We start from the raw sequence: 10628 nt of genomic DNA, 5'->3' as shown, positions 1-10628 counted from the left end.
CGCTGACCCGCTCGGTGGTGCCGCGCGCCTGGCCGACGGCTTCGCTCGCCATCCGGGCGGATTCCTGCACCTGGCGGCTGATCTCGTTGACCGACGAGGTCAATTCCTCGGTCGCGGATGCCACCGACTGCACGTTGGTGCTCGCCTCCTCCGACGCGGCTGCGACCATGGTGGTCTGCTGCTGCGCGCGCTCGGCATTGTTGGTCAGCGTCTTGGCTGAGATTTCGAGCTCGCCCGACGCTCTCGAGACGGTCTCCACGATCCGGCCGACCGCGGCCTCGAAGCCGTCGGCAAGCCTGTGCATGTCGGCCTTGCGCTGCTGGGCCGCGATCTGGTCCTGCCTGGTCTTGGCTTCCGCCTCCTCACGAGCTTTCTGCTCGGCATTCTCGCGGATGAGGGTGACGGTCTTGGCGAGGTCACCGATCTCGTCGCCGCGGTCGGCACCGGGAATGGCGATGTCGAGATTGCCTGCGGCCATCTCGCCCAGCGCGCCGTTGAGCCGCGTCATCGGACGGGCGATGCCGAGGAAGGAGAACACGACCGAGCCGATCAGCGCAGCCATCACCGCGATTCCGGCAATCAGGCTGAGCCGATTGGCGCTGCCGGCCAGGGCAGCGGCCTCCTCCCTCGCCAGTTCCACGTTCTTCAGCGAGAACGGCACGGCCGCATCGATCAGGGCGCCGGCTTCGTCGACGATCTTGACGGTGTTCACGGTGACCTGTTCCTTGACCGTCTCCAGCTTCACACTTTCCGCGCTGGTCGCAAGGTACTTCGTGGCGATGGCTTCGAGCGAAGCGATCACGCCTTGAAACTCCCTGTCGTCGGCGAGGCCGCTCGCCCGCTTCAAAATGTCGTTCAACCCGGCATCGGCCCGAGCGATCGTCGGAACCAGGTCCTTCTCGCCGGTCGATCCCAAGCGCCACACCAGTGCGCGCATCAGGTTGAGCTTGGCGTCCGCCTCGAACAGCGTTTTCCGGATGGCCTCATGGTTGTCCAGCCGAGCCAGCAACGGAGAGGCCATTTCGGCCTCGAACGCCTTGCTCCATTCGCCGGCGGCCGCATTTCGCTTGTCGATCAGCGCGAAGAGCTGCTTCTGCACTTTGCCGACCTCCTCGGCTCCGGCGGTGTAGTCGGCGACGAGCGACTTCAGCTTCTGGAATCGTTCCTTGTTCTCCGGCTTCTGCGAACCTCGATAGGCGTTGTCGATATGCTCCAGTTCGGAAGCGGCGAATTTGCGCATCTGCTCGAGACATTTGTCGACTTCGGCAACCGTCCGGGCGAGCCTGATGCTCCGGGCCTGAAGCTGCACCTGCCGCAAATCGACCTCGGCTGCGAGCGCGCTTTGTGCGGTCCGCTGGTGATGATCGGCAACCGTATTGGCCTGTTCGACGCTGGCCTGGGACATGATCTGGTTGGCCAGCATGCCGATCGACAGCAGGACGCCGAAGCCGCCGGCGAGCCCGAGCTTATTGCCGATGCGATTGAGCCGGACCATGGGAGACCTTTACGTAGAATTTGGGGGTGCGACGAACGAGCCCGACGTGGGCCAGCGCGCGCGGCCTACGACGTTCGAGAGTTTCCCGATTAACGCTCATGCCAATATAGAACCCGTTAATGCTACCGGCCGTGGAACTACGTATGATTGCTCGCCGCAATGGCATGAACCTCGCGGGAGCGGCACAACGGGTAGAGACCTCCAAATGCAAGGAAGCCCCGGCCGCATGGCTGGGGCTTCCAAACGTTCGGGCCTTTCGCGTCGACGCGAATCTCAGGCAACACGCACCGACGTGAGGAATTTCGACACCTCCTGCTTGAGACGGCCGGAGTCGCCGGACAGCGCCTTCGCCGCCGTCAGCACCTGCGACGAAGCCGAGCCGGTTTCGGTGGCGCCGCGCTGCACGTCGGTGATGTTGGACGAGACCTGCTGGGTGCCGTGCGCCGCCTGCTGGACGTTGCGGGAGATTTCCTGGGTGGCCGCCCCCTGCTCTTCGACTGCGGCGGCGATCGTGGAGGAGATCTCCGAGAGCCGCTCGATGGTGCCCGAGATTTCCCTGATCGCGTTCACCGAGTCCTGCGTCGCGCCCTGGATTGAGTTGATCTGCTGGCCGATCTCGCCGGTCGCCTTCGCAGTCTGCTCGGCAAGCGCCTTCACCTCGGAGGCGACCACCGCAAAGCCGCGGCCGGCTTCACCCGCGCGCGCCGCCTCGATGGTGGCGTTGAGCGCCAAGAGATTGGTCTGGCCGGCGATGGTGTTGATCAATTCGACGACGTCGCCGATCCGGGTGGCGGCCTTCGACAATTCGCTGACCCGCTCGGTGGTGCCGCGCGCCTGGCCGACGGCTTCGCTCGCCATCCGGGCGGATTCCTGCACCTGGCGGCTGATCTCGTTGACCGACGAGGTCAATTCCTCGGTCGCGGATGCCACCGATTGTACGTTGGCGGTCGCTTCCTCGGACGCGGCGGCGACCGCGGTCGCGAGTCCCTGCGAACGCTCCGCCGTCGAAGACAGCGCGCCCGCGGACGATTCGAGCTGCGAGGAGGCCGAGGACACCGTGTTGACGATCTCGCCGATCATGGTCTCGAAATCCCGGGTGATGGCGTCGACGCGCCGGCCGCGCTCGATCTTGGCCTCGGCGTCGGCGGCAGCCGCTTCGTCCGCCGCCTTCTTGGCGATCAGCGCATCCTTGAACACCTGCAGCGCGTCGGCCATCGCACCGATCTCGGTCTTCTCGCCGCGGTGCGGGATTTCCACCGACAGATCGCCGTTGCCCAGCGCCTGCATCGGCTTCACGATCGAGGCGATGCCGCCGCTCACATCGCGCACGAGGTAGAGGCTGACGCCGGCCCCGGCGATAACGGCAATGCCGAGAATGACCGCAAGCAGCGCGAACGCCGAACCGTAGGTGTCGTCGGCATCCTTGGACGCCTTGTCGGCGCCGGTGTTGTTGAGGTCGATGCCCTTCTTCAGGATGTTGTCGGATTCGATCCCGATCTTGTTGACGGTCTTGGTGTTCAACTCGTGCGCCTCGCGCGGCACCTGCCCAACCGCCTTGCGCGACAGGGCCATTACCTGCTCGGTGCCCTTCCTGTAGTCGTCCCAGACCTTCGACCAGTCGTTGTACAGCGCGCGCTCCTCCGGCGAGGAGATCATTTGCTCGTAGGCCTGCCGGATCTTGGTATTGCTTTCGACGACGGTCGCCAGCATCTTCTCGCTGGCTTCCTTCTCCTCCGGGGTCTCGGCGAGCATGTGCTCGCGGATCACGTTGCGGTAGGTGATGACGCCGGCGCGCAGCTCGCCCAGCACGCGGACGCTCGGCAGCCAGTTGGTCGTGATTTCGACGGTGTTGGCGTTCATCGCCCGCATATTGCGGACCGCGAGCAGGCCCATGCCGGTCATCGCGACCAGCAGGAATGCGACGACCGTGACGATCTTCGCGCGGATCGAGTATTTGGCGAGCATGATGGGAATCTCTTTTCAGGCACGTGAGAACGCGGAGATAGAATGGCGCGTCCTCAGGTTGTGTTAACCGGCGCCTCCGTATGACTACGGAAGAGTAAAAAAATTGATTAGAAATGGAGCTGATCGGTCAGCGCATCAGCTTGAGCGCGTCGGCGAAGAAGTCCGGGCCGCCGAAATTGCCCGACTTGAGCGCGAGCAGCATGTCGTCCTGGCGCGCGCCGACCGTCCGCAGCACCGGCACGCCGGGCGCGATCTCCGCGCCGACCAGGAAGCCGGGGATGCCAAGCCGGTCCACCACCGCGCCGGAAGTTTCGCCGCCCGCGACCACCCATCGCCGCACGCCGGCCGCGACCAGGCCCTCGGCGATGTCGGCCATGGCCTGCTCGATGGCATGGCCGGCGGCCTCGCGGCCGTGGCGTGCCTGGACGGCTGCAACCTGGTCCGCCGTCGCGCTCGATGCGATCAGCAGCGGCCCGGAGCCGAGCCGCTCGCGCGCCCAGGCCAGCGCGCGGCGCCCCTCCTCTTTGCCCTCCACGACGTGGTCGGGATCGAGATGCAGCACCGGCATGATCTCCTTTGCCTTGGCGATCTGCCCGAGCGTCGCCTGCGAACAGCTTCCGGCGAGACAGGCTGCCGGGCCGCCGATCGGCTCCCACGCGGCAACCTCCGCAGCCTTCCTGCCGCCGGCCGTGAGTGCGCGCGCGAGCCCCAGCCCGATGCCCGAGGCGCCGACCGAGACGCGATGGCCCACCGCGACCTCGCCGATGGTTTCGAGATCCGCATCGAACACCGCGTCGATGATGGCGGCGCCGACGCCCTGGTTTGCAAGATCGCCAAGCCTGGCGCGGACGGCCGCCGGGCCGCGCGTCACGTCGGCGAGCGGCACGAGCCCGGCCTTGGTGCGGCTCTGGCGCGTCAGCACCCGCACCAGGTTGGAATCGTGCATCGGGTTCAGCGGATGGTCCTTCAGCGGGCTTTCGTTCAGCGGCACCGACCCCACGAACAGATTGCCCTGGTACACGGTGCGGCCGGTCTCCGGGAACGCCGGCGTCACCAGCACGACCTTGTCGCCGGAGTCCGCGCGCAGCGCGTCCATGACCGGGCCGATATTGCCCTTGTCGGTGGAATCGAAGGTCGAGCAGATCTTGAACAGCACATGGTCGGCGCCGCGCCCGCGCAGCCATTTCTCCGCCGCGCGCGAGCGGCTGACGGCAAGCTCCGCCTCGATCGAGCGGCTCTTCAGCGACACCACGACCGCATCGACCTCGGGCAGCGCGAGATCGTCCGAGGGCACGCCGATGGTCTGCACGGTGCGCAGGCCCGCGCGGGTCAGCGTGTTGGCGAGGTCGGAGGCGCCGGTATAGTCGTCGGCGATGCAGCCGAGCTTCAAGGTCATGGCTTCTGTCCCGCGTAAGGCTTGAACCAGGCCAGTCCATCGGTGGTCTTGCCGCGCGGATTGTACTCGCAGCCGACGAAACCCGAATAGCCGAGCCGGTCGAGCTCATCGAACAGAAACGGATAGTTCAATTCCTCGCCGTCGGGCTCGTGGCGCGAGGGGATGCTCGCGATCTGGATGTGGCCGATGATCGACAGCATCTCGTGCAACCGCATGGTGACGTCGCCATGGATGATCTGGCAGTGATAGATGTCGAACTGAAGTTTCAGGTTCGCAATCTTCAATTCCCGGATCAGGTCGCGGGCAAAGCTGAAATCATTGAGGAAGTAGCCCGGCACGTTGCGCGGATTGATCGGCTCGATCACGACGTCCAGACCATGGGGCGCGAAGAACTCGGCCGCCCACGCGACCGATTTGTAGAACGCCTCTACCGCCTTTGCATCGCTGCGCTCGGCGATCCCCGCCATCAGATGTACGCGCTTGACCCCGGTCGCCTGAGCATAGGGCAGCGCGGTGTCGAGGCTGCGCCTGAGGTCGTCGAACCGCGCCGGCAGCGCCGCAAAGCCCTTCTCGCCGGCCGCCCAGTCGCCGGGCGGCAGGTTGAACAGCGCCTGCGTCAGGGCGTTGCGCTTCAGCCGCTCGCCGACCTCCTGCGGTGGATGATCATAGGGAAACAGGAATTCAACCGCGGTGAAGCCGGCTTTCGCCGCGGCGTCGAACCGGTCGAGGAATGGCACCTCGGTAAACATCATCGAGAGGTTGGCGGCGAAACGGGGCATCGTGCTTCTCTTTCTTATTTGACGTCGCCCGGCAACGCGGTGCCGCTGATGCGGGCATAAAGCCGCGCCACCGAGGCATCGTCGTCACGGCCCATGCCGGCGGCAGCCGCTGCCAGGAACATCTGCAGCGCGGCTGCGGCGACCGGCACCGGGAAGCGCGCGGTCCGAGCCATGTCCTGGACGATGCCGAGGTCCTTCACAAAGATCTCGACCGCGCTGCGCGGAGCATAGTCGCCGTCGAGCACATGCGGCATGCGGTTCTCGAACATCCAGGAATTGCCGGCGGAGGCGGTAATCACCTCATAGACCTTGCGGAGGTCGAGGCCTTGCCGTGCGGCAAAGGTGATCGCCTCGGAGGCTGCGGCAATATGCACGCCGGCAAGGAGCTGGTTGACCATCTTGAAGGCGGCGCCCTGCCCCGGCGCATCGCCGAGTTCATAGAGTTTCGCTGCCATGGCATCGAGCGCCGGTCGCGCCTTCGCAAACGCCGCAGCGCTGCCGGAGGCGAGGATGGTGAGCTCTCCCTGCGCGGCGCGTTGCGCGCCGCCGGAGATCGGCGCATCCAGATAATGCCGGCCAGTTGCCTCCAACCTCCCGGCGAGCGTGCGCGCCACGTCGGGGTCCATCGTCGCCGAGGAGACGAACACCGCATCCTGCGGCAACGTCTCGGCGACGCCATCCTTGCCGAACAGGATCGCCTCGGTCTGCGCGCCGTTGAGGACCACGCTGACCGCGATCTCGGCGGACTTGGCCGCTTCGGCCGGCGTCGACGCGCCCTTGCCGCCGTCCTTCTCGAAGCGCGCGACGCTGTCGGCGACCACGTCGCAGCCGGTCACTGCGAGGCCGGCGCGCCTGAGCGAGGTCGCCATGCCAAAACCCATCGAGCCGAGCCCGATCACGGCGACGCGCGGTTTTCCGGAGTCAGGCATGCAGCGCTTCCTCTGCGTTTCCTCTTCTTGGCGCTCTGCGTATCACGCCTTGGCCGGACTGCCAAAGCATGAGACAAGGTCGAAAAGGGATGCCGCCATGAGCGAAGCAAGGATCCGCGAGGATGTCTGCCGGTTCGGCCGCTCGCTGTTCGAGCGCGGGCTGACGCCGGGCTCGTCCGGCAATATCAGCGTCAGGCTCGACGATGGCGGCTTCCTGGTGACGCCGACCAATGCCTCGCTCGGCTTCCTCGATCCGGCGCGATTGTCGCATCTCGCGCCCGACGGCCGGCTTGTCTCTGGCGATGCGCCGACCAAGGAGGTTCCGCTGCACGGCGCGCTCTACCAGACCCGCCGCGCGGCGGGCGCCGTGGTGCATCTGCATTCCACCCATTCGGTCGCGCTCTCGATGCTGCCGGAGATCGATCCGCGCGCGGCGCTGCCGCCGCTCACGGCCTACTACCTGATGAAATGCGGCGCGACCGCGCTCGTACCTTACTACCGGCCCGGCGACCCGGCCGTCGCCGACGCGATCAAGGGACTGGCCGGAACATATTCCTCGGTGCTGCTCGCCAATCACGGACCCGTCGTGGCCGGCGACACGCTGGAGGCCGCCGTGTTCGCGATGGAGGAGCTGGAGGAAACGGCAAAGCTCTATCTGCTGCTGCGCGGGCTCAACCCGCGCTGTCTCTCGCCGGAGCAGATCGCGGATCTGTCAAAGGTATTTGGGCTGAAGCTAGGGGACCGCATGCCTAATAAATAGGCATCACGTCCGCCAAGTATGCAAATGCGCAGGGTGGGCTCAGCGGCCCCTTGCACAGCAGCGATCGCGCAAAGAAAGAAGCTCGCCCACGATTTTGAGCGACGTTGCCGATGGATGGTGGGCACGGCGCTTCGCGCCTTAGCCCACTCTGCGGTCTCGCCCCCTTGGCATATCCGTTGCAGATGTTTGACCGGATCGGACGCTCCGGCAGCGTCCTCGGCACAACCCACGAATGGACCAACGGATGGCAGCGGGATCAGCGCTGGAACTGGTGCAGGTGACCAAGACCTATGGTCGTGTCACCGCCGTCGACGCGATCGATCTGAAGATTCCGGCCGGCGCCTATTGCTGCCTGCTCGGCCCGTCGGGCTGCGGCAAGACCTCGACCTTGCGCATGATAGCGGGCCATGAATCCGTGAGTTCCGGCGACATCATCGTCGGCGCCCGGAACGTCACCGAGCTCGCGCCGGCCGCACGCGGCACGGCGATGATGTTCCAGTCCTATGCCTTATTCCCGCATCTCTCGGTGCTCGACAACGTCGCTTTCGCGCTGAAGATGAAGGGCGTCGCCAAGACGGAACGCCATGCCGAGGCGCGAAAGCTGCTCGAGCTGGTTGACATGCAGGACTACGGCGCGCGACTTCCGGCGCAGCTTTCGGGCGGCCAGCAGCAGCGCGTGGCGCTGGCGCGCGCGCTGATCACCTCGCCGCAGATCCTGCTGCTCGACGAGCCCTTGTCGGCGCTGGACCCCTTCCTTCGGCTGCGCATGCGCGCCGAGCTGAAGCGGCTGCAGCGCGAGCTTGGGCTGACCTTCATCCATGTCACCCACGGCCAGGACGAGGCGATGGCGCTGGCCGACATCGTGGTGCTGATGAACAGCGGACGGATCGAGCAGCAGGGCTCGCCGCGCGACATCTTCAATCACCCGCGCACGGAATTCGTCGCGAGATTCATCGGCGGCCACAACGTCGTCGCCGTCGGCGACGAGACCTTCGCCGTCCGTGTCGATCGCCTTGCCGTAACACGTCCGCAGGACGCCATTGACGGTCCCGCGATCGCGGGCACCATCAACGAAATCGAATATCAGGGCACCTATGTGCTGGTCGCGATCACCGTCGATGACGGCACCGAGATCTCGGCTCAGCTCTCCGAAGAAGAGTTCGACGCCGCGAGCTTTGGCGTCGGCGAGCGCGTCACAGCCAGCTTCGATCCGGCGCGCGCCAGCCGGCTTTCGTCCCGCAATCCCGCAACCGTCACGTCGCCCGAACTGGTGGCCTGATCTCAATCCATGGAGCCGACCATGACCGACAAATCGAAGATGCACCAAGCAATCAACCGCCGCACGCTCTTGAAGGGGGCCGCTCTTGCCGCCGGCGCCGGCGCGGTCACGGGATTCCCCGCGGTTCATTCCGCCGAGCCGAAGGTGCTGCGCTATCTCGGCACGGCGGTGAACGAGGGCGACGAGATTTCCAAGAAGTGCCTCGCCGACACCGGCATCAAGATCGAGTACATCACCGCGACCACCGACGACGTGACCAAGCGCGTCATCACCCAGCCGAATTCCTTCGACGTGCTGGATACCGAATATTTCTCGCTGAAGAAGCTCGTGCCGTCCGGCAATATTTTTGCCCTCGACGCCAAGAGGATCAAGGAATTCGACAACATCACGCCCGTGTTCACCAAGGGCGAACTGCCGAACGGCAAGAAGATCGGCGGCCAGGGCACCGCGCCCTGGAAGGTGCTCTATCTCGACGGCGCCAATTCCAAGACGTTCTCGGCAACGCCGACCGAATACATCACGTTGATCCCGACCGTCTACAATGCCGATACGCTCGGCATCCGTCCCGACCTGATCAAGCGGCCGATCGGCTCATGGGCCGAGCTGCTCAACGCCGAGTTCAAGGGCAAAGCCTCGATCCTCAACATCCCCTCCATCGGCATCATGGACGCCGCGATGGTCGTCGAGGCGACCGGCCAGCATCAATATGCCGACAAGGGCAACATGACCAAGCCCGAGATCGACCTGACGATGAAAGTGCTGACCGAAGCCAAGAAGGCGGGCCAGTTCCGCGCGTTCTGGAAGGACTTCAACGAGTCGGTCAACCTGATGGCCTCCGGCGAGACCGTGATCCAGTCGATGTGGTCACCCGCAGTGACCAAAGTGCGCTCGATGGGCATCCCCTGCATCTTCCAACCGCTCAAGGAAGGCTATCGCTCCTGGGCGTCCGGCTTCTGCGTCTCGAAGGCGCTCTCGGGCAGCCCGAAGCTCGATTGGGCCTATGAATTCGTGAACTGGTATCTCTCGGGCTGGGCCGGCGCCTACCTCAACCGCCAGGGCTACTATTCCGCCGTGCTCTCCACCGCCAAGGCCAACATGACCGCCGACGAATGGGCCTACTGGATGGAGGGCAAGCCGGCCGCGAGCGACATCAAGGCGCCGGACGGCACGCTGATGGAGAAAGCCGGCGCGGTGCGCGACGGCGGCTCCTATGAGGATCGCATGGGCGCGGTGGTGTGCTGGAACGCGGTCATGGACGAGAACGACTACATGGTCCGCAAGTGGAACGAGTTCATCGCCGCCTGATCTCATTCATCGCTTGCCGCGCTTTCCGGCGCGGCAGGCTCAATTGCCGGAAATTCGTCTCCGATGAAACAGCAACGCAAATCCATCGCATGGCTGCAGGCCGGGCCGATGATGCTGGTGTTTGCGCTGTTCTTCCTGCTGCCGCTCGTCCTTGTCATCATCGTCAGCGCCTGGGACTACAATGAATACGAGATGATCCCGGCTTTCAGCCTGCGCGGCTATACCGACACGTTCGAGGGCTGCATCGCCGGTCTGCCCGATCTCTGCACCATCCTGAAGACCTATCTGAATACGCTGAAGCTGTGTTTTCTCACCTGGGGCCTGACGCTCCTGATCGGCTTCACGATCGCCTATTTCCTGGCCTTTCACATCCGCACGAAAACTTGGCAGATCGTCCTCTCCCTGCTCTGCACCATTCCGTTCTGGACCTCGAACGTGATCCGGATGATCGCCTGGATTCCGCTGCTCGGCCGCAACGGGCTGGTGAACCAGGGCCTGGTCGGCGTGGGCGTGGTGCAGCAGCCGGTGGAGTGGCTGCTGTTCTCGGAATTCTCCGTCGTGCTGGCGCTGGTGCACCTGTTCACCTTCTTCATGGTGGTGCCGATCTTCAATTCGATGATCCGCATCGACAAGCGGCTGATCGAGGCCGCCTATGACGCCGGCGCGAGCGGCTGGCAGACGCTGACCAACATCGTCATTCCGCTGTCGAAACCCGGCATC

At 65.0% G+C, this 10628-nt stretch carries 9 protein-coding genes; 4 read left to right on the top strand and 5 right to left on the bottom strand.

Features of this window, described 5'->3' with window-relative positions:
• The 5 genes from JOY90_RS07545 to ltnD all read right to left on the bottom strand — a co-directional run.
• Positions 1–1495, bottom strand: a 1495-nt coding sequence (locus tag JOY90_RS07545) for a HAMP domain-containing protein (RefSeq protein ID WP_291690521.1), incomplete at its 3' end; no start/stop codon positions are given.
• A gap of 273 nt (positions 1496–1768) precedes the next feature.
• Positions 1769–3460, bottom strand: a complete 1692-nt coding sequence (locus JOY90_RS07540) for a methyl-accepting chemotaxis protein (protein ID WP_291690520.1) — start codon at positions 3458–3460, stop codon at positions 1769–1771.
• A gap of 127 nt (positions 3461–3587) precedes the next feature.
• The gene (gene otnK, locus JOY90_RS07535; protein ID WP_291690519.1) at positions 3588–4856 is read right to left on the bottom strand and encodes a 3-oxo-tetronate kinase; all 1269 of its coding nucleotides are present in this window, start codon (positions 4854–4856) and stop codon (positions 3588–3590) included.
• Positions 4853–5635 (bottom strand): 2-oxo-tetronate isomerase, encoded by a 783-nt coding sequence (otnI, locus tag JOY90_RS07530; protein ID WP_291690518.1) that lies wholly within the window; start codon positions 5633–5635, stop codon positions 4853–4855. Before otnI ends, otnK begins: the two co-directional genes overlap by 4 nt.
• Before the next feature lie 14 nt (positions 5636–5649).
• Entirely contained in the window at positions 5650–6564 is a 915-nt protein-coding gene (gene ltnD, locus JOY90_RS07525) for an L-threonate dehydrogenase (protein ID WP_291690517.1), read from the bottom strand.
• Between the two features lie 97 nt (positions 6565–6661).
• Here ltnD and JOY90_RS07520 point away from each other — a divergent pair, with 97 nt between their 5' ends.
• From JOY90_RS07520 to JOY90_RS07505, 4 genes are all read left to right on the top strand, one after another.
• On the top strand, positions 6662–7324 hold the full coding sequence (locus JOY90_RS07520; protein ID WP_291690516.1) for an aldolase: 663 nt from the start codon (positions 6662–6664) through the stop codon (positions 7322–7324).
• 244 nt (positions 7325–7568) lie between these two features.
• Complete coding sequence (locus tag JOY90_RS07515; RefSeq protein ID WP_291690515.1) at positions 7569–8603, top strand: ABC transporter ATP-binding protein; 1035 nt, start codon at positions 7569–7571, stop codon at positions 8601–8603.
• 21 nt (positions 8604–8624) lie between these two features.
• Positions 8625–9908, top strand: coding sequence for an extracellular solute-binding protein (locus tag JOY90_RS07510; protein WP_291690514.1), 1284 nt, complete (start codon positions 8625–8627; stop codon positions 9906–9908).
• Between the two features lie 63 nt (positions 9909–9971).
• Positions 9972–10628, top strand: a 657-nt coding sequence (locus JOY90_RS07505) for an ABC transporter permease (RefSeq protein ID WP_291690513.1), incomplete at its 3' end; no start/stop codon positions are given.

This window comes from Bradyrhizobium sp. (assembly GCF_019242285.1).
In the GTDB taxonomy this organism is placed as follows: domain Bacteria; phylum Pseudomonadota; class Alphaproteobacteria; order Rhizobiales; family Xanthobacteraceae; genus Bradyrhizobium.
This window is presented reverse-complemented; position numbering and strand designations above follow the sequence as displayed.

Bases quoted from the DNA above. Each gene is read 5' to 3' on its own strand.
- JOY90_RS07540 (WP_291690520.1), bottom strand. From the start codon at position 3,460: ATGCTCGCCAAATACTCGATCCGCGCGAAGATCGTCACGGTCGTCGCA.
- otnK (WP_291690519.1), bottom strand. From the start codon at position 4,856: ATGACCTTGAAGCTCGGCTGCATCGCCGACGACTATACCGGCGCCTCC.
- otnI (WP_291690518.1), bottom strand. From the start codon at position 5,635: ATGCCCCGTTTCGCCGCCAACCTCTCGATGATGTTTACCGAGGTGCCA.
- ltnD (WP_291690517.1), bottom strand. From the start codon at position 6,564: ATGCCTGACTCCGGAAAACCGCGCGTCGCCGTGATCGGGCTCGGCTCG.
- JOY90_RS07520 (WP_291690516.1), top strand. From the start codon at position 6,662: ATGAGCGAAGCAAGGATCCGCGAGGATGTCTGCCGGTTCGGCCGCTCG.
- JOY90_RS07515 (WP_291690515.1), top strand. From the start codon at position 7,569: ATGGCAGCGGGATCAGCGCTGGAACTGGTGCAGGTGACCAAGACCTAT.
- JOY90_RS07510 (WP_291690514.1), top strand. From the start codon at position 8,625: ATGACCGACAAATCGAAGATGCACCAAGCAATCAACCGCCGCACGCTC.